Source organism: Burkholderia gladioli, assembly GCF_000959725.1.
In the GTDB taxonomy this organism is placed as follows: Bacteria; Pseudomonadota; Gammaproteobacteria; order Burkholderiales; family Burkholderiaceae; genus Burkholderia; species Burkholderia gladioli.
This window is the reverse complement of the sequence record NZ_CP009322.1, coordinates 249457-271926: the sequence shown is the minus strand read 5'-3', so window position 1 is coordinate 271926 and position 22470 is coordinate 249457. Positions and strand designations below refer to the sequence as shown.

The 22470-nt window shown below is 68.1% G+C and carries 17 protein-coding genes; 4 read left to right on the top strand and 13 right to left on the bottom strand.

Annotated features, from left to right (window positions below; translation table 11 throughout):
* Nucleotides 1–22 precede the first annotated feature (22 nt).
* The 7 genes from BM43_RS02525 to BM43_RS02495 form a co-directional block, all read right to left on the bottom strand.
* Nucleotides 23–1264 carry an aromatic ring-hydroxylating oxygenase subunit alpha gene (locus tag BM43_RS02525; RefSeq protein ID WP_036054129.1) on the bottom strand — a complete coding sequence of 414 codons (1242 nt, stop codon included), beginning with the start codon at nucleotides 1262–1264 and terminating at the stop codon, nucleotides 23–25.
* A 54-nt stretch (nucleotides 1265–1318) separates the two neighbouring features.
* Nucleotides 1319–2104, bottom strand: coding sequence for a drug:proton antiporter (locus tag BM43_RS02520; RefSeq protein WP_036054130.1), 786 nt, complete (start codon nucleotides 2102–2104; stop codon nucleotides 1319–1321).
* Nucleotides 2101–3264: an electron transfer flavoprotein subunit alpha/FixB family protein gene (locus BM43_RS02515; protein ID WP_036054131.1), complete on the bottom strand. Its 1164-nt coding sequence runs from the start codon at nucleotides 3262–3264 to the stop codon at nucleotides 2101–2103. The genes BM43_RS02520 and BM43_RS02515 overlap by 4 nt, the downstream gene beginning before the upstream one ends.
* 4 nt (nucleotides 3265–3268) lie before the next feature.
* Nucleotides 3269–5194, bottom strand: coding sequence for a (Fe-S)-binding protein (locus tag BM43_RS02510; RefSeq protein ID WP_036054132.1), 1926 nt, complete (start codon nucleotides 5192–5194; stop codon nucleotides 3269–3271).
* Between the two features lie 2 nt (nucleotides 5195–5196).
* Nucleotides 5197–7260 carry an NADH:flavin oxidoreductase gene (locus BM43_RS02505; RefSeq protein WP_036054133.1) on the bottom strand — a complete coding sequence of 688 codons (2064 nt, stop codon included), beginning with the start codon at nucleotides 7258–7260 and terminating at the stop codon, nucleotides 5197–5199.
* A gap of 50 nt (nucleotides 7261–7310) precedes the next feature.
* Nucleotides 7311–7853 (bottom strand): DUF5943 domain-containing protein, encoded by a 543-nt coding sequence (locus BM43_RS02500; RefSeq protein WP_017917800.1) that lies wholly within the window; start codon nucleotides 7851–7853, stop codon nucleotides 7311–7313.
* Nucleotides 7854–7971: 118 nt separating this feature from the next.
* Nucleotides 7972–8943, bottom strand: coding sequence for a dipeptidase (locus tag BM43_RS02495; protein ID WP_036054134.1), 972 nt, complete (start codon nucleotides 8941–8943; stop codon nucleotides 7972–7974).
* A gap of 510 nt (nucleotides 8944–9453) precedes the next feature.
* On the opposite strand from BM43_RS02495, the gene BM43_RS02490 reads away from it, so the two are divergent.
* Together BM43_RS02490 and BM43_RS02485 are read left to right on the top strand one after the other, a co-directional pair.
* Nucleotides 9454–10479 carry a GlxA family transcriptional regulator gene (locus BM43_RS02490; protein WP_013689550.1) on the top strand — a complete coding sequence of 342 codons (1026 nt, stop codon included), beginning with the start codon at nucleotides 9454–9456 and terminating at the stop codon, nucleotides 10477–10479.
* A 58-nt stretch (nucleotides 10480–10537) separates the two neighbouring features.
* Nucleotides 10538–11794 carry a glycosyltransferase family 9 protein gene (locus BM43_RS02485; RefSeq protein ID WP_036054138.1) on the top strand — a complete coding sequence of 419 codons (1257 nt, stop codon included), beginning with the start codon at nucleotides 10538–10540 and terminating at the stop codon, nucleotides 11792–11794.
* A 93-nt stretch (nucleotides 11795–11887) separates the two neighbouring features.
* On the opposite strand, the gene fdhA is transcribed toward BM43_RS02485, so the two are convergent.
* Complete coding sequence (gene fdhA, locus BM43_RS02480; protein ID WP_025099089.1) at nucleotides 11888–13084, bottom strand: formaldehyde dehydrogenase, glutathione-independent; 1197 nt, start codon at nucleotides 13082–13084, stop codon at nucleotides 11888–11890.
* Between the two features lie 272 nt (nucleotides 13085–13356).
* Here fdhA and BM43_RS02475 point away from each other — a divergent pair, with 272 nt between their 5' ends.
* Nucleotides 13357–14736 (top strand): MFS transporter, encoded by a 1380-nt coding sequence (locus tag BM43_RS02475; RefSeq protein ID WP_080741971.1) that lies wholly within the window; start codon nucleotides 13357–13359, stop codon nucleotides 14734–14736.
* 68 nt (nucleotides 14737–14804) lie between these two features.
* Here the strand turns inward: BM43_RS02475 and BM43_RS02470 are convergent, their stop codons facing one another.
* Nucleotides 14805–15878: a glycoside hydrolase family 18 protein gene (locus BM43_RS02470; protein WP_226285043.1), complete on the bottom strand. Its 1074-nt coding sequence runs from the start codon at nucleotides 15876–15878 to the stop codon at nucleotides 14805–14807.
* A gap of 67 nt (nucleotides 15879–15945) precedes the next feature.
* Nucleotides 15946–16272 (bottom strand): hypothetical protein, encoded by a 327-nt coding sequence (locus BM43_RS40080; protein ID WP_144417619.1) that lies wholly within the window; start codon nucleotides 16270–16272, stop codon nucleotides 15946–15948.
* Nucleotides 16273–16468: 196 nt separating this feature from the next.
* Here BM43_RS40080 and BM43_RS40075 point away from each other — a divergent pair, with 196 nt between their 5' ends.
* A complete protein-coding gene (locus tag BM43_RS40075) occupies nucleotides 16469–18694 on the top strand; it encodes an eCIS core domain-containing protein (RefSeq protein WP_111946564.1) in 2226 nt (741 codons plus the stop codon).
* A gap of 26 nt (nucleotides 18695–18720) precedes the next feature.
* Here BM43_RS40075 and BM43_RS02460 read toward each other — a convergent pair whose 3' ends face one another.
* Genes BM43_RS02460 through BM43_RS02450 form a run of 3 tightly spaced genes read right to left on the bottom strand, consistent with a single transcriptional unit; the run spans nucleotide 18721 to nucleotide 22413 of the window.
* On the bottom strand, nucleotides 18721–19917 hold the full coding sequence (locus tag BM43_RS02460; protein ID WP_036054148.1) for an HlyD/EmrA/EmrK family protein: 1197 nt from the start codon (nucleotides 19915–19917) through the stop codon (nucleotides 18721–18723).
* Nucleotides 19918–19921: 4 nt separating this feature from the next.
* Nucleotides 19922–21478: an efflux transporter outer membrane subunit gene (locus BM43_RS02455; RefSeq protein ID WP_036054149.1), complete on the bottom strand. Its 1557-nt coding sequence runs from the start codon at nucleotides 21476–21478 to the stop codon at nucleotides 19922–19924.
* Nucleotides 21475–22413 carry a glycosyltransferase family 2 protein gene (locus tag BM43_RS02450; RefSeq protein WP_036056904.1) on the bottom strand — a complete coding sequence of 313 codons (939 nt, stop codon included), beginning with the start codon at nucleotides 22411–22413 and terminating at the stop codon, nucleotides 21475–21477. The genes BM43_RS02455 and BM43_RS02450 overlap by 4 nt, the downstream gene beginning before the upstream one ends.
* Nucleotides 22414–22470 lie beyond the last annotated feature (57 nt).

The following is a 22470-nucleotide window of genomic DNA, read 5'->3' as shown; positions in this document are numbered from 1 at the left end:
CCTGTTCCTGTCAGTGCTGGGGTCAAACGCCGAGGTGGTCGGCCATGCGGCCGATGTACCAGGCCGAGAATTTCTCGACCAGGCCTTCCGTGTAGGGCGAATACGGGCCCGGCTCGTAGGCGCTGCTGGCCGCGCCGCGCTGCGAGAATTCCACCAGTGCACGGTCTTGATCGTTGGTGGCGTTCCACACGGCCGTGAGGTTCTTCACGTCGTAGTCGATGCCTTCCTTGGCGTCCTTGTTCACCAGCCACTTGGTGCGCACCAGGGTCTTGCCGGCCGACAGCGGGATCACCGAGAAGGTGACGATATGGTCGGCCATGAAGTGATGCCAGGAGTTCGGCTGGGTCCAGAACGACAGGCCGCCGAGGTCGGCGCGCTCGAACTCGCCGAGCAGCTTTTTCGAGGCGGCCTTGGCGTCGAGCGTCTGCGATTCGCCGGCACGGTCGAGCGGCAGGCGCTGGGTGCGAAAGCCCGTGGTGTCCAGCAGGCGATCGACCTCCACCGAGGGCAGGCCCAGCTCGCCCCATTGCTGCTCGCGCTCCACGCAGGTGCGCTCGAAGGCGGCCATGCCTTCGGCGGTGGCCGGCGAGGGCTGGTAGCCGAAGCCGTATTCGTAGAGCGAGATGGTCAGCTCGGGATGGTTCGCGACGCAGTGGTAGCACTCGCGATTGTTCTCCATCGTGAGCTTCCAGTTGCCTTCCTCGATGATGTCGATCTGCGCGGCGATCTTGGTGTTCGGCAGGTCGTGCGGCAGCAGGTAGGGCTCCATCGCGGCGCGCAGGTTCTCGAAGTCGGCCGGCGGCTCGTCGGCCAGGCAGACGAACAGCAGGCCGCCCAGGTTCTGCAGGTGCACCGACTTCAGGCTGTGCTTGCAGCGGTCGAACTTCTCGCCCATGTGCTCGGCGAACATCAGCGCGCCGCTCAGGTTGTAGGTCCAGCTGTGATAGGGGCAGACGATATTGCCGACCGAGCCCTTGTCCTCGTTGCAGAGGCGCGCGCCGCGATGCCGGCACACGTTGTGGAAGGCGCGGATTTCCATGTCGTCGTCGCGCACGATCAGGATCGAATCGCTGCCCAGCTCGACAGTCACGTAGTCGCCCGGTTCCGGAACGTCCGGTTCGATCGCGACCTGAATCCAGTGCTTGCGGAAGATCGCCTCCATGTCGAGCTGGAAGATCTCCTCGCTCAGGTAGAACGGGGCCTCCAGGCTGTAACCCGCTTTGCGGCGCTCCACCAGCGCGCGAACGTCTGCCGTTTGATTCATCGTTTGCTCCGGACTCAATCCTTGGTTCTTGCCGACAGGCATGGGTCAGCGATTTCAGTAATCGATCAGTTGATGCTCGCGCAAATACGCCAGGATCACTTGTGCTTTTTCGACCGAACTCCCCTCAATTACGACGTTCCCGCCGCGGCTTTCGGTAGTGGTCGCGGACAGCATCCGCGCATGCCCGGAGCGCTTCTCGGCGGCCGCGAGCTTGACGGGTTTGCGCTCCACCGGCCCGGTGTGCCAGGCCGCCGAATCGGCCGAGGTGCGAACCGCCACGCGCACCGGCGCGATGCTGCCGGCCTGCTGGCGCGCGAAGGCGTAGCGCGGCTGGGCATTGGCCAGCGGATGGACGGCCACCAGCGCCGGCAGGCGCACCGCCACCTTGCGGCGCAGGCCCTTGGGCAGGAATTGACGGATCACCGCCTCGCCGTTGGCGAACTCGATATCGACGGCCGTGCCGGCCAGACCGACATCGAGCCGTGCGGCGAGCTGGTAAGGCAGCAGGCCGGTGTCGAAGGCGCCTTCGGCGCGCGTGCCGGTCAGCACCAGGTCATAGCCGGCCAGGCGCTCGGCCAGCGGCGCGACGGCGTCGTCGCCGGGCCCGCATTCGAGCACCTCAACCTTGCGCGCGCCGAGCGCGAGATAATCGGCCAGCGCCGGATTGGCGGCGTCGCCGGCATGCAGCACGTCGAGCTGGGCGCCGTGTTCGCCGGCCAGCTTGCGGCCCAACTCCAGCGCCGCGGCGTCGTTGCGGCTGTAGCGCGGCGTGCCGCTGACGGGATGACGACCCACCGAAACCAGCACGGCGAGCTTCGCGAGTTTGCGCGGGGCGTTCATGCAGCCACTCCTTCCAGGTGCCGGTTGCCGTGTTGCTCGGCCCGGCCGCGTGCCGCGCGCGCGGCATTCACTTGTTCGATCAGGGCGGCGATGGTCGCCTGCGTGTCGGCCACCACGGTCAGGTTGGCGCGCTTGGCGATCGGCGCGCTCGCATCGAGGTTCACGGCGATCACGTGGCGGCAATCCTTGATGCCCTGCAGATGCTGGACCGCACCCGAGATGCCGAAGGCGATGTAGACGCTGGCCTCGACGGTCTTGCCGGTGGCGCCCACCTGCTTGTCGCGCGTGAAGTGGCCGTTGTCGACCGCCACGCGGCTCGCGCCGATCGCGGCGCCGAACACGCCGGCCAATTGCTCGAACGCGCCGATATCGGTCACGCCGTTGCCGGCCGAGACGATGAAGTCGGCTTCCTCCAGCGCGACCTGGGCCGCGTCGATCTCCTCCAGGCCGAGGTCGCGATAAGCGCCGATACGATCGGCGCCGAGCGAGAACGGCGCGTCGATGCGCTCGCCGGCACCCACGAAGGGCAGCTTCGGCTCGACCGCGTTGGGCGCGAGCAGCACCACCTCGGGCAGCGCGCGTGTCGAGAAGGCCCGCTTCGCATCGGCGTAGACGCCCACATGCTTCGCGTCGATCTCAACCACCTGCACGGCCACGCTCGCGCCGAGCGCGGCGGCGTAGCGACGGCCCAGGTCGCCGTCGCCGGTGGCGTTGTCGGGAAGGAATACATGGCGCGGCGCGAGCGCCTCGGCGCAAGCCAGCAGTGCGCGCAGCTCAGCGTCGGGCGCGAAGGCGCGGCGCTCGAAGCCGGTCAGCTCGATCAGGCGATCGGCACCGAGCGCGGCCACCTCGTCCTTCAGCTCCCCGAATGACAGCAGCACCACCTCGGTGCGCGCGTCGGCCAGCAACGCCGCGGCGGCCAGCACCTGGCAGCTGTGATCGTCGAGCGAGCCGCGCTCCGGATGCGCCACCACCAGCAGCCGATGCTCGGCCGCCTCGATCTCGCGCCTCGGCTTGGGCGCGTCCTTGCCATGCCCGTGGCCGGTCCAGAGCGCGACGTTGCCGCCCGCCACGGCAACCTCGCCGAGGGTGATGCGCTTGAGTCCGGCCGGCGTGACCACGAAGGGCCGGCGCGGATCGATACGTTTGATGGTGTTCATCGATTCACTCCAGCGAGGCGGCGACCAGTTCGGCGACATCGAGCACGTCCGGCCGGGGGCCGACCACGCCTTCGAGCATCGCGGTGCAATTCGGGCAGCCCACCGCCACCACCTCGGCGCCGATCGCGCGCGCGTCGGCGATACGGATATCCGGGATCCGCTGCTTGCCGGGGATGTCGGTCAGGGGTGCCCCGCCGCCGCCGCCGCAACAGCGGCCGCGCAGGCCGTTGCGCTCCATCTCCACCACCTGGATGCCGATCGACTTCAGCAGCTTGCGCGGCGCGTCCGTCTCGCCGTTGTAGCGGCCGAGATAGCAGGGATCGTGATAGGTGATGGTCTTTTCGCGCAGCGTCTCGCTGGCCTTCGGCGCGATCCTCCCGGCTTCGGCCAGCTCGGCCACGAAGGCCGTGTGGTGCTTGACGGTGTAGCGGGCGCCGAGCGCGCGATATTCGTTGCGCAGGCTGTGCATCACGTGCGGATCGGCGGTGACGATCTGCTTGAACGACAACTCGTCGAGCGTCGCGATCAGGCGTTTCGCCATCTGCTGGAAGGTGGCCTCGTCGCCGAGCCGGCGCGCGGTGTCGCCGGTATCGGTCTCGACGCGACCGAGCACGGCGTAATCCACGCCGGCCTTGTTCAGCACCTTCACCAGGGCGCGCAGCGTGCGCTGGTAGCGCATGTCGAAGGCGCCCTCGCCGGCCACGATCAGCACGTCGACCGGGCGGCCCGGCTGCGCCACCGGCGCCTCCAGGTCGACCGACCAGTCGTAGCGCGCCGCCGTGTCGTAGCCGCCCTGGGTGCCGGTCTCGCGCAGGTTCGCGATCACCTCGGCGCCCTTGCCCGGCACCGTGCCGTGCACCAGGGTCTGGTTGCGGCGCATGTCGACGATCGCGTCCACGTGCTCGATCAGCATCGGGCACTCCTGCACGCAGGCGCGGCAGGTGGTGCAGGACCACAGCGTGTCGGCCTCGATCAGGCCCGAGACGATAGGCCCGTTAGGCTCGCCGCCATGGCGGCCCACCGCGATGCCCGGCGTCGGGCTGCCGGCATAGGCCGCGTCGGTGCCGCCCGCCATGCCCGTCACCAGGTCCTGGATCAGCTTCTTCGGGTTCAGCGGCTGGCCCGAGGCGAAGGCCGGGCAGGCCGCCTCGCACTTGCCGCATTGCACGCAGGCGTCGAAGCTCAGCAGCTGGTTCCAGCGGAATTCGACGGGCTTGCCCACGCCGTATTCGTGCTTGCCGATGTCGGGCAGCTTGAGCGCCGTCGGCGGCACGGCCGAGCCGTTGCCGGTATAGCTCTCGCGCGTCGCCGCGAAGCGCTCCTGGCGCGGATGGAAGGCCAGGTGCAGCAGGCCGGCGATGGCATGCTTCATGGGGCCGCCGCGCGCCGCGCCGAAGGTCATCGCGAACGCGCCGATCGCGATCAGCACGGCGCAGATCACCGCCACCGCGCCCGACATCGCGCCGGCCGGCACGATCGCGTAGAGCGTGAGGCCCAGCGCGAACGAGCCGAGCAGCCAGGGCAGCGTGTTCCAGGGGCCGCGCGAAAGACGTGCCGGCACGTTCCTGGCGGCGCGGCGGCGCCACACGAATACGGCGCCGACCAGCATCGCCAGCGAGGCCAGGAAGATCAGCTTGTCGAGCCAGGGCGAATAGATCGCCAGGCCGTAGTTGACGAACACCAGGCCGAGCGCGGCGATCGCGCCGCCGGCCGTGGCCACGTGGGTCTTGGCGATATACGGGTCGCGCGCCACCACGTGGTGCAGGTCGACGAAATAGCGCTTGGGGATGGTGAACAGGTTGGCGATGCCGAAGGCGCCGGGCGCGGTGGCGCGCCCCACGCGCCAGAACGCCGAGCGGCGCGCCACCGCGAACGCGAGCCCCGCCACCGACAGCCACAGCAGCGCGGTAATCAGGAAAGCCGGATTCATCGTCAGAAGTCCTTCACGAGACGCAGCGAGTCATAGATGGCGCCGTGCACGTTGTGCATCGAGATGCAGTCGCCGACACGGAACAGCAGGAAGCGGCCGTTGCCGAGTTCCTCCGACAGGCAGGGTTGCGGCTCGGCCGCGAACAGCGTGTGCGGATCGATCTGGCCGCGGTTCAGCGATTCGGGCTTGAGCTTCCAGTACAGTTCGTCGTTCGGCGAGGAACCGTTCTCGATCACCACCTGGTCGACCGCGCGCTCCTCGAGCTCTTCCGTGTATTCGTTGCGCAGCACCGCGATGGTCTTGCCGTTTTCCTCGTAGACGCGGTCCAGCATGTAATTCGGCGTGTGGATCACGCCATAGGCATAGAGGCGCCGGTAGAAGATCGGGAAGGTGGTGCCGCCGCAATCGTCGGCCACCTTCACGTCGGGCGTGACGATCTCCACCTGCGAGCCGCGGCTGGCCATGTAGTCGGCCACGCCGGCGCCCGCGTGGGTGCTCACGCCGTCGAACAGCAGCACGTTCTTCCCGGGCTCGACCTTGCCGGTCAGGATGTCCCAGGAACTGACGGCACGGCCTTCGGCCACGCCCCAGCCCGGCACCTGCCAGGTGAAGCTCGAACCGCCGGTGGCCAGCACCACGATGTCGGGCTTCTCGGCCATGATCATCTTCTCGTCGGCGGCCACGCCGAGCCGGCGATCGACGCCCAGGCGCCGGGTCTCCATGTCGAACCAGCGGATGATGCCGGACATCTGCTCGCGTTGCGGCGCCTTGGCCGCGATCATCACCTGCCCGCCCACTTCCGCGTTCTTCTCGAACAGCACCACCTCGTGGCCGCGCAGCTTGGCCACGCGCGCGGCCTCCAGGCCCGCCGGACCGGCGCCGACCACCACCACCTTGCGCTTCGGCCCGCGCGAGCGCTCGACGATGTGCGGCATGGTCGCCTCGCGCGAGGTGGCCGCGTTCTGGATGCAGAGCACGTCCAGGCCGTTGTACTGGCGGTCGATGCAGTAGTTCGCGCCCACGCACTGCTTGATCTCGTCCTCGCGGCCGTCGCGGATCTTGATCACCATGTGCGGATCGGCGATCTGCGCGCGCGTCATGCCGACCAGGTCGATCATGCCGTTGGCGAGCAGGCGCTCGGCCTGGCCCGCGTCGCGGATGCTCTGCGCGTGCATCACGGGGATCTTCACCACCGACTTGATGCCGGCCGCGAGATGCACGAAGGGCTCCGGCGGCAGCGCCATCGGCGGCATGCAGTTGGCGATGGTGTTGTGGGTGTCGCCGCCCGAACCCACCACGCTGAGGTAGTCGATCAGGCCCGTCTCCGACATCGCCTGGGCGATCTCCTTGAGGCTCTCGTGGTCGAGCCCGTCCTCGTGGAATTCGTCGCCGCACATGCGCAGGCCGACGCAGAAGTCCTTGCCCACCGCCTCGCGTACCGCGCTCAGCACCTCGATGCCGAAGCGCAGCCGGTTCTCGAGGCTGCCGCCCCATTCGTCGGTGCGGTGGTTCGAGCGCTGGCTCCAGAACTGGTCGATCAGGTGCTGGTGGGCGGCCGAGATTTCGATGCCGTCCATGCCGGCGGCCTGCACGCGCTTGGCGGCCGCCGCGAAATCGCCGATGATGCGGCGGATTTCCTCGATCTCGATGATCTTCGCGTTGCCGCGGTGCACCGGCTCGCGCACGCCCGAGGGCGACATCAGGTGCGGCCAGTGCTCGCCGTGGAAGGAGGAACGGCGGCCCATGTGGGTGGCCTGGATCATGATCTTGGCGCCGTGCTTGTGCATCGTGTCGGCCAGGCGCGTGAGCGGATCGATCACCTTGTCGGTCGACAGATTGACCGACTTCCACCAGCCTTGCGGGCTGTCGATCGACACGGGGCTGGAGCCGCCGCAGATCGCCAGGCCCACGCCGCCCTTCGCCTTCTCTTCGTAGTAGCGGATGTAGCGGTCGCCCGGCAGGCCGCCCGGCTCCGCGTACACCTCGGCGTGCGCGGTGCTGACGATGCGATTGCGCAAGGTCAGCTGGTTGAGCGTCATGGGCTTGAACAGGTTCGGATAACGCATTGGGGGCGACCTCTGGCGGGCTCAGTCAGGCGTATGGGTATGAAGGTGGATCAGGCGGCGAGCGGCGAGACTTCGAACACGCAGTGGCCGTGATGGTCGGCATGCTCGCCGGCGCAATGCGCCTCGGTCGAGAAGGCGCGCGGCGCGCCCTTGCCTTCCGGCGTGGTGTCGTTGACCCAGTCCATCGCGCCGGCGAACCAGCCCGCGAACATGTAGCAGAGCTTGCCGATCTTCTCGGGCTGCTGCAGCACGAAGGAGGAATGGCGCAGCTCAATGCGGGCGCGCGCGCTGGCCGGATCGGCCTCGATGATCTTGAACAGGCCCCAGCCGCGCTGCGAAAGACGGTTCAGGTAGTGCTCGAAGACCGCCATGCCGCTCAGGCCGTGCAGCGCCGCTTCCTTGTCGCACCAGTGGTAGGCGGACTTGTAGCCGGCCTTGTAGAGGATCTCCGCATAGGCGTCCTGGCCCAGCGCTTCCTCGACGGCCACGTGGTTGTTGGTGAAGAAGTGGCGCGGCACGTACAGCATCGGCAGCGCGTCGGTGGTCCAGACGCCGGTGTTGGGATCGACGTCGATCGGCAGTTGCGGTTGCATCGTTGACTCCAGGAATGGCTCGCGGCGCCCGTCGCCGGGCGCGACTTCCCCCGCGCGCCTTCGCTGCACGAGCGGGCGCGGGCGGGATCGATAAGGGAAAAGCGTTGTCAGGCCAGGATCAGGCGCCCCACACGTCCTTGAACACGCGCACCCAGTTCTCGCCCATGATCTTGCGGATGCGCGACTCCTTCCAGCCGGCACGTTCCATCGCGGCGGTCAGGTTCGGGAATTCGCCGATGGTGCGGATGCCTTCCGGATTCACCACCTTGCCGAAGTTGGTCAGGCGGCGGTAGCGGCCCTTGTCGTGGGTGAGCATGTCGAAGAATTCGGTGCTGTAGCCCTGCGTGAAATCGGTGCCGATGCCCACCGTGTCCTCGCCGATCAGGTTCACCACGTAGTCGATCGCCTCGATGTAGTCGTCGATGGTGGCGTCGATGCCGCGCTTGAGGAACGGGGCGAACATGGTCACGCCGACGAAGCCGCCGGCGTCGGCGATCTCGCGCAGTTGCTCGTCGCTCTTGTTGCGCGGGTGTTCCTTGAGGCCCGAGGGCAGGCAGTGCGAATAGGTGACCGGCTTCTTCGAGAAGGCGATCGCTTCCGAGGAGGTGTTGCCGCCCACGTGAGAGAGGTCGACCATGATGCCGACCCGGTTCATCTCGGTGATCACCTCGCGGCCGAAATCCGACAGGCCGCCGTCGCGTTCGTAGCAGCCGGTGCCCACCAGGTTCTGGGTGTTGTAGCAGAGTTGCACCACGCGCACGCCCATGTCGGCGAAGGCCTCGATGTAGGACAGGTTGTCCTCGAAGGCGTGGGCGTTCTGGAAGCCCAGGATCACGCCGGTCTTGCCTTCGCACTTGGCGCGGGCGATGTCCTCGGTGGTACGCACGAGCGTGAGCAGCTCGCTGTTCTCGCGGATCTGCTGCTTCATCGTGCCGATGTTGTCGACCGTCTTGATGAAGCTGTCCCACACCGACACCGTGCAGTTGGCGGCCGTCACGCCGCCCTTGTGCATATCCTCGAAGACCGACCGATCGAACTTCGAAATGTTCAGGCCATCGATGATGATGCTGTCCTGGTGCAGCGTGCTCATGGGGTTCTCCAGATTGTCGCGTAGTGTGGGCGATCGGTCGGTGGATCGGGCGGCTGGCGTTTTCCCCGAGAGGCCCGTCCTGCAAGGCTTCAGGGCGGGTTTCGGGAGCGGCTGCCGACGGCTCTATTCTTGTCGTTCGGATTTTTTGCCGATTGATGAATTCAGACGCTTTCTTTGCCTTTTCCGACATGCGCGTCCGTTTTGTACAAGTCCGCCCGCAATCGCCCGCGCGGCCGTCGTTCACGGGCAGATGGCGGGTCGTTTCCAGGCGGATGGGCGGGCTACGGGTCTACCCCTAGCCGGGCGGCACCGGCACGGTGCCGAATGCGCGCCGCAAGGATCGGCGCGGTGCAGAGGCTCCCCGCCGCGGTGCGCCGCAGCACCAGGCGCGAAGCCCCGACGCACGGTGCGATCAGGGTTTAGCCGTATGGCATGCTTGTTGCGCGGGATTCCACAATAGCCGAGCCGTGTTCCCCGGCGCGCCGATTCCCGATTCAAGGAACGCTCCCCATGTCCCCCGACCGCACCGCGTCGTTATCCCACTTCGCGTTCGTTCCGCTGCCGAACTTCACGATGATCGCCTTCACCAACGCGATCGAAGTGCTGAGGATGGCCAACTACCTCAGCGGCCAGCCGCTCTATCGCTGGTCGGTGGTCTCGCCTGGCGGCGGCCCGGTCACGGCCAGCAACGGCCTGAGCGTGGACACCACGCCCGCCGAATGCGTCGGCCAGCCCGACGTGGTGTTCGTCTGCGGCGGCGTGGACGTGCAGCGCGCCACCACCGCCGAGCACCTGGCCACGCTGCGCCGCTTCGCGCGTGCCGGTGTGGCGCTCGGCAGCCTGTGCACGGGCACCTACGCGCTCGCCAAGGCGGGCCTGCTGGCCGGTTACGCCTGCGCGATCCACTGGGAGAACATGTCGGCGCTGAAGGAGGAATTCCCCGACACGCGCTTCCTCAAGGAACTGTTCGTGATCGATCGCGACCGCATCACCTGCACGGGCGGCGTGGCGCCGCTCGACATGATGCTGAACCTGATCGCGCCGCGCGTGGGCACCGCGCGCGTCACCCAGATCGCCGAGCAGTTCATCGTCGAGCACGTGCGCGATACCAGCGCCCAGCAGCGCATGCCGCTGGTGGCGCGGCTCGGTTCCGCGAACAAGTCGCTGTTCGAGGTGATCGCGCTGATGGAGAACAATATCGAGGAGCCGCTCTCGCGCGAGGAACTGGCGCGGCTCGCGAACATGTCGCAACGCCAGTTGCAGCGCCTGTTCCGCGAGCACCTGGGCATGACGCCCACCCACTACTACCTGACGCTGCGCCTGCGTCGCGCGCGCGAACTGCTGCTGCAGACCGACATGTCGATCATGCACATTACAATGGCATGCGGTTTCCAGTCGGCCTGCCACTTCAGCAAGAGCTATCGCGACGCCTTCGGCACCGCGCCCACGCGCGAGCGCCGCAAGCAGGTGGCACCGCTGGCGCAAGCGATGCTGCCGATCGGCGCATCGCAACCGGTGCTCGCGCTGCACGCCTGACGTCCCCGCCCCGGGCGGACACGGGCTGCCGCCCGGCGCCTCCGCCCCCGGGACGCACGTGCAAGACCCAGCCGCGCTGGCGAGCGCCTATCTCGCCTACCTGAACGACCCGCACGGCGACGCGGGGCTGGCGCTTGCGCGCCGGCTGCGCGAGGCCGGCCATGCCGCCGCCGCGATCGAGCAGGCCGGGCGCTGCGCGGCCGCCGCCGAGACGCCCTTCGCGCTCGCGCTGGCGGGCGTGGAGATGAACTATCTCGGCCGCTTCGCCGAGGCCGAGGCGCTGCTCACGCGCGCCGAGGCCGGCCTGGCCGGCGACCCGAACCTCTACATCGTGCGCTTCGAGCAGACCATCGCCCGCTACGGCCAGGGCCGCTATCGCGAGGCGCACCGGCTCTACCGGGAACTGCGCGACGCCACGCATCGGCAAGTCATCGTCGAGACGCTCTACCCCGGCCATCGAGGCAGCTTCGAATGGGCCGAACGCAAGTTCCTCGGCCATCAGGATTCGGTGGCCGGCAAGCGCGTGCTGGTGATGATGGAAGGCGGCGCGGGCGACCTGTTCATGCATTCGCGCTACCTCGCGTGCCTGAAGCAGGAAGGCGCCGCATCGATCGACGTGCAGGTCCCCGAGGTGGCTCGCGGCGTGCTGCGCAGCGACGGCCTGGTGCGCGAGTCGGGCCCGCACATCGGCTCGCTGGCCGAGGATTGCGATTGCGTGACCTGGCTGTTCAACCTGTTCGCGCGCTACCAGGCCACCCCCTACCAGCCACGCTTCGACCAGCCCTATCTCGAGGCGCCGCCGGCAGCCGCCCTGCCCGAAGCCGTGCGCGCCGCGCTGGACGCGCCGAACCAGGCGCGCATCGGGCTGGTCTGGCGCAGCAATTCCGGCGTGCGTCACGAGCCTTATCGCTCGATCGCGCTCGACGCCCTGGCGCCGCTGCTGGCGCAGCCCGGCTGCCGCTTCTATTCGCTGCAGGTGGGCGAGCCCAGCGAGGCGGAGCGCGTCGCGATCGCCCGGCACGGCATCGTCGATCTCGCGCCGGCGCTGCGCAGCTTCGCCGACACGGCCGCCGTGCTGGACCGGCTCGACCTGCTGGTCTCGATCGACACCGGCGCGGCGCACCTGGCCGGCGCGTTGGGGCGCCCGGTCTGGCTGCTGCTCTCCCAGGCCGGCGACAGCCGCTGGCTGAACCACGTCGACTACACGCCCTGGTATCCCACCATGCGGCTGTTCCGCCAGCCAACGCTGGGCGATTGGCAAGCGCCGGTCGCGGCGGCGGCCGAGGCGCTCGGTGCACGCGAGTTCGTGGGCTGAGCGGCGGCTGCGTCTTTCCCACCCGTTGCACGCGCAACAAACAAAGCGGCCCGCGCCGAGGCGCGGGCCGTTTCCAGTCGACTACCCGCGGATTCAGGCCGCGATCAGCCCATGCGGGTCGATCACGAACTTGCGCGGCGCGCCGCCATCGAACTTGCGATAGCCTTCCGGCGCCTGGTCGAGCGAGATCACCGTGACGTTGACGATCTCGGCGATCGGCAGGCGGTCGAACAGGATTGCCTGCATCAGGTTGCGGTTGTACTTCAGCACCGGCGTCTGGCCCGTGTGGAAGGTATGCGACTTGGCCCAGCCCAGGCCGAAGCGGATGCTCAGGCTGCCGTGCTTGGCGGCGGCGTCCTTCGCGCCCGGATCGTCCGTCACGTAGAGGCCCGGAATGCCGATCGCGCCGGCCGGCCGCGTGATCTCCATCAGCGAGTTCAGCACCGTGGCGGGGGCCTCCTCGGCATGGCCGGACGAACCGTGGCCGTGCGCCTCGAAGCCCACGCAGTCCACCGCGCAATCGATCTCGGGGCGGCCGACGATCGCCGCGATCTGCTCGCCGAGCGGCGTGTCCTTGGACAGGTCGACGGTTTCGAAACCGACCTTGCGCGCGTGCGCGAGACGCTCGGCGTTCATGTCGCCGACGATCGTCACCGCCGCGCCGAGCAGGCGCGCCGAGGCGGCCGCCGCCATCCCCACCGGGCCCGCGCCCGCGATATAGACGGTCGAGCCCGGCTTCACGCCGGCCGTGACGGCGCCGTGATAGCCGGTGGGCAGGATGTCGGACAGGCAGGTCAGGTCGCGGATCTTCGCCATCGCCTGGTCGCGATCCGGGAACTTGATCAGGTTGAAGTCGGCATAGGGCACCAGCACGTATTCGGCCTGGCCGCCGATCCAGCCGCCCATGTCGACATAACCATAGGCGCCGCCGGCGCGCGCCGGATTGACGTTCAGGCACACGCCCGTGCTCTGTTCGCGGCACATCGGGCAGCGCCCGCAGGCCACGTTGAACGGCACCGTGACGATGTCGCCGATCTTGAGCGTCTCCACGTCGCCGCCCAGTTCGATCACCTCGCCGGTGATCTCGTGGCCGAGCACCAGGCCGACCGGCGCCGTGGTCCGGCCGCGCACCATGTGCTGGTCGGAGCCGCAGATGTTCGTGCTGACCACCTTCAGGATCACGCCATGGCCGATCTTGCGACCGCTCGGATCGACCATCCGCGGATAGTCGATCTTCTGCACCTCGACCTGGCCCGGGCCCTGATACACGACTCCTCGATTGCTGCTCATCGCTTCGTCTCCTGTCTGTCTGGCTGGGTGCTGCGCGTCGCCCGGCGCGGCCGCGCGCGGGTCGGGCAGCAAGCCCACAGAGGGTAGTCCGCGGGCCGGGGCGCACGGCGTGCAAAACCCGACACGCGGTTGACCGTGGCCGACATCGGCAATGCGAGGGATTGCCGTGGATTGCGCAATGTGCGCAGCTTTTGTTGCGCTGCGATGTGAGCGCCGCCGGGACGCGGAAGCGGGATTTCGCGGGCCGCTTGACCGCATCGCGGCAGCGCGCCATGATCGCGAAACGGATCGGCACAAGGTGCGGCATCCGCTCCCGCCTCGCCTCATTCGCGGCCTTTCGCGCCACGGACTCACCTCTCGCCCGGTTTTACCCTCCCGGCCTTTCGCGCCGGCGTTTCCCCCTTCGTTCCGCTTCACGGCTCCTTTCCGGCCGATGTTCCCCATTCGTTTCCTGTCTTCGGGAGGCTCCCTTGCCCGCTTCGACTATCTCGCGGCGCACTCGCGCCGAATGCGCCTTGCTGCTCGTGCTGTCGCTGTCGGTGTTCTTCGTCGGCACCGGCGAATTCATGCTCTCGGCGATGCTCGCGCCGCTGGGCGCCGCCTTCGGCGCCGATACCGCACGCGTCGCGTGGCTGGTCTCCGCCTATGCGCTGGCCTATGCGATCGCCGCGCCCCTGCTCGGCAAGCTCGCCGATCGGGTCGCGCGCGGTCGTTTGCTATGTCTTGCCCTGCTCGCGTTCGCGATCGACGGGCTGGGCATCGCATTCTCACCCGAGCTCGGCGTAGCGATCGGCTTGCGGGTGTTCGGCGGCCTGGCTTCGGCCATCATCATTCCGAGCGCGTTCGCGCTGGTCGCCGAACAGGTGCCACGAGCGCGCCACGCCTCGGCAATGGGTGCCGTCATGCTGGGCATGACGCTCGGCATCGCCTTCGGGCCGGCGATGGCGGGCTCGCTCACCGCCTGGGCCGGTTGGCGCACGCCGTTCCTGGCGAATTCGGCGGGCTGCCTCCTCGTGCTCCTGCTCGGTGTGCGCCGCCTGTCGATCAACCACGCGCCGCCGTGCGTATCGCCCGATCCAGGCAGCTGGCGCTGGCTGCGCATTGCGTCCATCACGCGGCCGCTGCTGGCAAAAGGACTCTGGAACGGCACCGCCGTGTCCGCCTTTCTGTTATCGGGCGAAGTATTGCGACGGCGCCATGGTTTCGACGATTCGCGGCTCGGACTGAGCATGAGCGTGTTCGGCATCGGGCTCGGCATCGGCAACCTGGCGGCCGGGCGGCTGCGTAAGCTGGCCAGCGGCGAGGAACGCGCGTTGAGGACGGTGGTGATCGTGCTGCTCGTCTCGGTGCTGGCCTTTCACGCGTGGCCGCTGCCCTTGGCGGCGGCGCTGGCCTGCCTCGCGGCCTGGGGTGCCGCGCTCGGTATCGGCGCGCCGCTGGCCACCACGGTGCTGGCCGAGCGCTCATCCGGCGACAAGGGCACGGTGCTAGCCAGCGCCGAAACGCTCAACAATCTGGTGATCCTGGCGCTGGTGCCGCTGGCCTCGCTGCTTTCGGCGCGAGGCCACGCGATGCTGGCAACGGCCCTGTTCGCCGCCGGAATCGGTGCTGGCGCCGCGTTGACCTGGCACGACGCGCGCGCCGCACGATAAACATGCGAAGGCCGCGCCTTCCTCGAGGAAGGCGCGGCCCGTCAGGCCAGGCTCGGGTACTCAGGCGCTCACAGCCCCAGCGCCGAGATGAAGCGGTTCGTGAAGCCCAGCGTGCCGGCCTGGCCGTAGCTGTTGCAGGTCGGCGACGCCCAGCTTTGCGTGCAGTCGTTGTCGCGGTCGAAGGACCAGAAGTGCACGCCGGCCAGCCCGTTCTGCTGCGCGAAGCTCGACACCGTGGCGACGTCGGCCAGGGTGAAGGTCTCGCCCTGCGTATCGTTGCCGCCGATCATCGGAGTCAGCTCGATCTGGTTGTACGGCACGCCCCAGTAGTTGTGCAGGCTGTTGGCAGCGGCCACCGCCGACTTGCCCATGTCGCACTGGCCGCTGCCGTTGAGCGTGCAGTTGCTGGCGTTGGCGCTGCCGTAGTCCATCGTCATCAGGTTGATGGTGTAGTTCTGCAGGCCGGCGGCCTTGATCGCGTTCATCACCACCACGCCCGTGTCGCCCAGGCTCTGCGCCGCGTTGCCGCCCAGCGTGGCGAGCGTGAAGCTGAAGCGCAGGTTCGGGTACTTAGGCTGGGCGGCCTTCACGCGCTGCACCAGGGCGTTGATCACGGCCTGGCTCTGGCCGGCCTCGATATCGAAATCGATGCCCTTCAGGTTGGCCGAGTTATAGGTGTTGATGAACTTGGTGAAGTTCGCGTCCGAGCCGCAGCTGAACGAACCGGCCGCGCCGCCCGTCGAGATGATGTAGTTGCGGCCCGCGTTGACCATGTTCTGCACGTTGGCCGCGGCCACCTGCGAGCCCGTCAGCCCGGACCAGCTCTCGCTGCCGCACTCGCCGGTGGCGAACGACCAGGTCAGCGTCTTCAGCTTGGCCGGCAGCACGCTCAGGACCGGCTGCAGCGAACCGGTCACCGCCGTCGAGATGACGTTGGTGTTCCAGTTCAGGTTGATCGTGATGTCCTTGTAGGCACTGAAAATGAAATTCGAGGGCAGCGCCGCCGCGGCCGCCGTGTTCGCCGCCGCCTGCACCGAGGGCGTCGCCTGCGCCTTCAGCAGGCTCGCGCCGCCGGCGCCGTCGTCTCCGCCACATGCCGCCAGCACGAGACTGGAAAGCCCGATCACCAGACCATTTATCATTTTTGCGTTCAAAATCATCTCCTGAGGGTAATGGAACATTTATCCATCTTTAATCGGCCAGACACTTTCAACCACAAGGCACTACATGCAAAATCAGTCCGGCGATTTTCATTTTGATATTGACCGGCGAATTGATCGAAACGGAATCCATTGCACGGACCGGCCACGGCGAAGGCACCGTTGCAATATCCGGAATTGAAAGAAGCGCCGAGAATTCATGTCCAGCATGGTTTTCCATGCCATCGACGAACAGGCTCGATTGGCGGATCGGGCTTCCTGGGCCGTTGCCGCGCGCGAAACTTACCGGAAGCAAGGATAGTATTTTTCCTCGAAAATACACCTGTTTACTTTGATAGGTAAATGGAAAATTTTCGAACTCATGGATTTTATCCAACTTTTAAGTAGTTACATCAATATGATATTCGATAATCCGCCATGCCGATTTTATTTGAATTGGCTGGGGCAATATCCGCGGAAAATCTCGGCGGGCGGAAGGATCGACAGGACGGCATCCGGCCGCGCCCGGGGCCGTTATACTTGCCGGACCTTGCTGCTTCGACTCCGCATTGCCCGTCCAGGACAGAACGACGATGCCCGGCTCCAGGAAAACCAGCCTGATCGCGCCCGCCATGGCGCCCAAGCGCGTCGAAGCTCGGGAATCCGCGTCTGCGCCCGGCCTCGCGCCGCAGGCCGAGCATCTGGTCGCGATGGGCGAGTTCCACTACGCAGCGGCTGCCGGCAGCCCCTTGCAGCGGCGCGCCACGAACGCGGCGGCCGGCCCCGATTCCGCCGGGTCGTCCACGGCGGCCGGGCCGGCAAACCGGAACGCGCCGGCCAACCGCACCGGCCTGCCCGATCGGCTGAAGGCCGGCATCGAATCGCTGTCCGGCTACAGCCTCGACAAGGTCAAGGTCAGCTACAACTCGTCCCGGCCGGCGCAACTGATGGCGCATGCCTATGCGCGGGGCCACGAGATTCACATCGCGCCGGGCAAGCAGGCGCACCTGCCGCACGAGGCCTGGCACCTCGTGCAACAGGCTCAAGGCCGCGTCGCGACCACCACGCAGGCGGCCGGGCTGCCCGTCAATGACGACGACGCCCTCGAACGCGAGGCCGACGTGATGGGCCGCAAGGCCGCGGGCCTATCGCCCGATCGCGCGGCCGGCACGCCGGCCACGCTCGCGCCGCTCCCCGCCGCCGCGAGCCCCGCTGCCGCCGGCCCTGCCCAACTGGGCAAGTTCAATGACGAGGAACGCAAGCGCCTGTTCGAGAAACTGGCGAGGTCGCGCGTCAGAAACAAGTTCAAGAAGGCTCGCCCGAAGGGCCGGCGACGCATCATCAAGAAGCAGGCCAAGTTCAACTACGGCTACAAGGAAGCGGACCTCGCGCGCCTGCTCGGGGGCGACCCCGACGCCGGCCAGGCCCTGATCCCGTACAACCCGCAACTCAATCCCGACATCAACCCCGCCTATTCGCAGATCGACCTGGGCGACACGCGGGGCTATTACCGGCGCGGATTCGGCGGCCAACCGTTCCTCTATCTCGACTCGTCCGCGTATTCGGACAAGCAGATCCCCAGCAACTACGACGACGTCATCGCGCACTTCAAGGGCCAGGATGCCGAGGTGGCATTCGACATCCTGAGCGCGATCGAATCGGGCGAAACCAGCGGCAAGGACCGCCAGAGCCAGGCCAGGTCGCTGTTCCTGCTGCTCACGCAATTCATCGAGCCGCACAGCACGCGCGTGCCCGGCGCCGACAAGCTCGCGCGCGCGCTGTTGCGGCGCATCGCGCTGGGACAACTGACGTTCCAGCAGGCCTTCAATCGCAAGAACGGCCTGTTCGTGTCGGCCTGGGCGACCAAGGGCGGCGCCCCGAAGGGCGGCCAGGTGGCGGGCCGCGCGCTGTTCGGCTTCAGCAAGGACGCCGACCGCTACGACCTGGAAAGCCTCGAGGACTACCTCGGCGATTCGCTGGTGGACGAGCTGCTCGAGACCGTCGATGGTTACTACAGCGACGAAAGCGACACCGAGGACGACGGGGACGACTTCGTCGACCCCGGCGCCGACGTCGGCACCGACCCGCGCAACGTTTCGCTGGAGAGGATCAACGCGGCGCTCGAGACGCTGGGGTTGTCGGCCCGCGTCCACAACCGCGACCAGGTGGTGCTGTTGCCGAGCCTCTGGAAGCTGATCAAGGAGGAAAGCCATAAGCTGCTGCTGCTGCACCATCCCGACAAGGGCGGCACGCAGGACGCGTTCGACCAGATCTGGAACGCCCGCCAGTTGCTGCTCGACGTGATCGCCGAGTTCGCGAAAAAAGGCTTTATCGACATCAACCAGCGCAACCTCGATATCCATCTGAACGACGAGGGCCTGGCGTCGCAACCGGTGGCCGGCGACGGCAACTGCTTCTACGCGGCGGTGCTAGACCAGATCCATTACCTGGACGGCATCGCGGCGGACCCGGCGGTGCTGCGGCAGCGCGTGGCGCAGCTGATCCTCGACAACGCCGCCTACTTCCAGGTATTCACCACCGGCGAGCAGTTGAACCGGATCGTCGACGACATCCTGACCAGCCGCAGCTGGCGCAATATCGGCGGGGATTTCGCCCCGCAACTGATAGCGACCGTCCTGCAGCGGCCGGTGCGGATCATCCAGCCGTCGGGGCCGCTCGTGATCGACCCGATCGGCGGGCTGACCCTCGACGACACCAACACCTTCGTCACCGGCAACCGGCAGATCAACCTGGCCTACGACGGTCAAACGCACTACGACTCGACGCGCAACACGCGGCAGCAATTGCAGGACGGATGAAGGGCCGCCCGGCTTGATGATTGGTGTCAGCGGCTCTTGTTGGCCCGGATCACCGCGTCCGCCGCCGCGTCGGCCTCGGCCGCCACGCTGTCGTGCACGCGCGTGCTCTGCCCCGGCAAGGGCGATTCGTTGTCGAGCAGGTGCCCGCCGCGCTCATGCGTGTCGACCGTCACCTGCATCGACAAGCCGATGCGCAGCGGATGCGCGGCGAGATCGGCCGGCTCGATCGAGATCACCACCGGCACGCGCTGCACCACCTTGATCCAGTTGCCGGCCGCGTTCTGCGAGGGCAGCATCGAGAAGGCGCTGCCGGTGCCGGCCGAGAAACCCTCCACGTGGCCGCGATACACCACCTTCGAGCCATAGATGTCCGACACGATGCTGACCGGTTGCCCGGCACGCATGTTGCGGATCTGCCCTTCCTTGAAATTGGCCTCGATCCACAGCGCCTTCAACTGGATCAACGACAGCAGCGGCACGCCGGGCCCGACCTGCTGGCCGACCTGCACCGAGCGCTGGCCGACCGTGCCGTCCACCGGCGCGACGATGGTGGCGCGCTTCAGGTTGCGCCAGGCCAGCTTGAACTGCGCGGCGGCCTGCACCACCGAGGGGTTGTCCTCCACCGCGAGCCGGCTGCCGAGCACGCGCGCCGATTCGAGCTGCGCCTGGGCGGCGGCCAGTTGCGCCTGCGCGCCGACCATCTGCGCGCGGGCACGCGCCAGCTCCTCGGGCGAGACCACCTCGACGCTGGCATGCGCGCGCGCCTCGTAGGCGCGTCGCGCCACCTCCAGGTCGGCCTGGCGCGCGCTCACCGCATCGGCATACATCGCGTTGGACACGCCCGCGTTGGCCGCCTGCCGCACCGCCTGCGCGAGCTGCGCCCTGGCCTGCGCCAGCGATACCGCAGCCTCGGCATCGTCGAGCCGCACCAGCGTCTGCCCCGCGCTCACGCGCTGCGTGTCGCTGACCAGCACGTCGATCACGGTGCCCGGCACCTGCGCGGCGACCTGCACGATATTGCCGGCCACGTAGGCATCGTCGGTCTCCTCGCGGTAACGCCCGCTGAGGAACCAGTAGATCGCGGCGACGATCGCCAGGATCGCCACCAGGCCGAAGAACAGCGCGAAGTGACGGCGCCGCGCCGCGCGCTTCGCCTCGAGCCGGCCTGCATCCTGCGTTGCGCCGGTGGCTTCGCGGCGCGCCTTGTTGTTGTCGTCGTGCATGCGGTCAGTCGAAGTGCGAATCGGTGAGTCGGTCGTGGGCGGGGAAAGCAAGCTCGTCATGCGCGATCGCGGGCGCGGCCAGCTTCGTGACGTCGAAGCCGCCGCCCAGCGCATCGATCAGCCCGACGCGCAAGGCACGCCGCTCGGCCATCAGGTCGATCAACTGGGTGCGCTCGTCCACCAGGGTCAGCCGCGCGTTGTTGACGTCCTTCTCCATGCCGAAGCCGCGGCGGTGCCGCTCGTCGGCGATGTCGACGATCTTCTGCGCGGCGTCCACCGAGTGCTGCTGCTCGGCGAGCAAGGTATCGACGGTGCGCAACTGGGTCAACTGGCGGGCCACCTGGCCCAGCGCCTCGTCGACGGTCTTGTTGTAGAGCGCGATGCTGAGGTCGGCATTGGCCACGTCGCCGGCCAGCTTCGCCTTCAGCCGGCCGCGATCGAAGATCGGCAGGGTCACGGCCGGCCCGATCGAGCCGCCGAAGGCGCGGCCCTTCAACAGGCCGGCCGGCGTCAGCGCGAACAGCCCGCCGATCGCCGAGAGATTCAGGTTCGGGTAGAAATCGGCTTTGGCGCCGTCGACGGCCGAGAACGCGGCCTGCACGCGCAGCCGCGCGGCGACGATGTCGGGCCGCCGGCCCAGCAGGTCCACCGGCAGTTGCGCCGGCAAGGGCGCATCGACCAGGTCGCCCGGATGCGGGCGCTTCAACGCGAGCCCGCGCTCGGGGCCCTTGCCCGTCATCACGCCGATCTGCACCTGGGCCAGCTGGATCTGCTCGTCGACCTGCGCGAGCTGCTTGATCAGACGTCCGCGCTTGATGGCGGCGTCGTTCGCGTCGTAGGCGTTGTCGATGCCGCGCGCCGCGCGCTCGCGCAGCACCGCGTCGATCTGGTCGCTGGCGCGGCGCTTCTCCTGCAACAAGTCGCGCTGCGCATAGGCCTGGTCGAGCTGGCAATACAGCGTGACCAGCGCCACCGCGAGCGTGAGCCGCGCCTGCTCGGCGTCGACGCGCGCGGCATCGCGGTTCGACAGCAGCCCGCGCGTGGCGGCTGCGTTGCGCCCCCAGAGATCGATCTGGTAGTTGAAGCCGGCATACAGCGACGAGGACGAGATGCCGGGGTCGCTGAACAGGTCCACCGGCACGTTCACGCCGCCGGCGCGCACGTTGGCCACGCCGTCGCTGCGCGGCACGCGCGCCTTGGTGACCGAGCCGCCGGCCGTGCCGACCAGCCCCGTCATCGAGTCGTATTGCTGCAACTGCGCCTGGGCGATCGCGATGCGCGCCTTGGCGGCCTGCAGGTTCGGGCTGTTCTCGTAGGCTTCGGCCACCAGTTGGTCGAGCTGCGCGTCGCCGAGCTGCCTGACCCAGTCGGGCGCGGGCCACGCACCCGCCGGCTGCCCTGCGGTGCCGCTCGTGGCCAGGCCGGCCAGCGCATTCGCGCCGGGCATGCGCGGCTGCACGGTGGTCTTGAAGCCGGACGGCACGCAGCCGGCCAGCGCGAGAATCGCCGCGAGCACGCCGCCCGCGAGTGCCGGACGCGCCGGCAGGAAGCTCCGCTTCATCCGTGGCGCACCCTCTCGCCAAGTCGCGCGGCCCAGCCGGGGCGTGCCTCGTCGAGCGAGCCGAGGCGCCCGAACAGGCCGTCGGCGATGCCGAACCAGATGCCCTTGAGCTTGGCGCCCTTGTCGTCCTCGCAGAGCACGATCTGCACCACCTGCCACAAGGTCAGCAGGTTCGGCACGATCGCCACCGGGAAGCGCATGCCGTATTGCATGCCGAGCTGCACGGCGTTGCGCGCGCTGTAGTAGCGGCGATACCAGGGATGGTTCATGGCCGAGATCTCGAACGGGCCGAAGCGATGGCGGCGCTTGTTGCCGATCCGATGCGGCAGCACCAGCGAGGGCACCACGTAGACGGGCACGTCGCGCGCCAGCGCGCGAAAGCAGTATTCGGTATCGACGTGGTCGATGAACAGCGCTTCGTCGAAGCGGCCGAGGCGCGCGTAGGCCTCGCGCGAGATCACGCTGCCCGAGGAAATCAGGAAGGCGCAGCGTTGCGCCGGCGTGTCGGCGCGCATCGCCAGGCGCTGCACGGTCACGCCGTTGGTGGCGAGCTCGGGCAGGTAGCGCTGCTCGTTCTCGTCGAAGATGCGCGGGCCCGCCAGGAAGGCGCGCGCGCCGAAACCGGCGCAGACCTCGCGCATGGTGGAGAAGAAGCGCGGCGGCACGCTCGAGTCCTGGTCGAACAGCGCCACGGCATCCATGCCGCGCGCGTAGAGCGCGGCGAGCCCGGCGTTGTAGGCGCCGGCGATGCCGCCGCGATTGCCGTGCGCGATCAGCTCGATGCCCTCGCGCAAGGCCAGCGCGCGCGCAGCGGGATCGCCGCCGGGCGTGTTGTCGACCACCACCAGCGCATCGCAGTCGCGCGCCAGTTCGCCGATCCGCGCGAGCTGCGCCGCGCTCGGATGGTAGAGGATGATCAATGCCCCGAGTGTCATGGTGTTCCCCGTATCGTTGGCGAGCGGCCCGGCGCTGGCGGTCATGGCGCGGCTCCC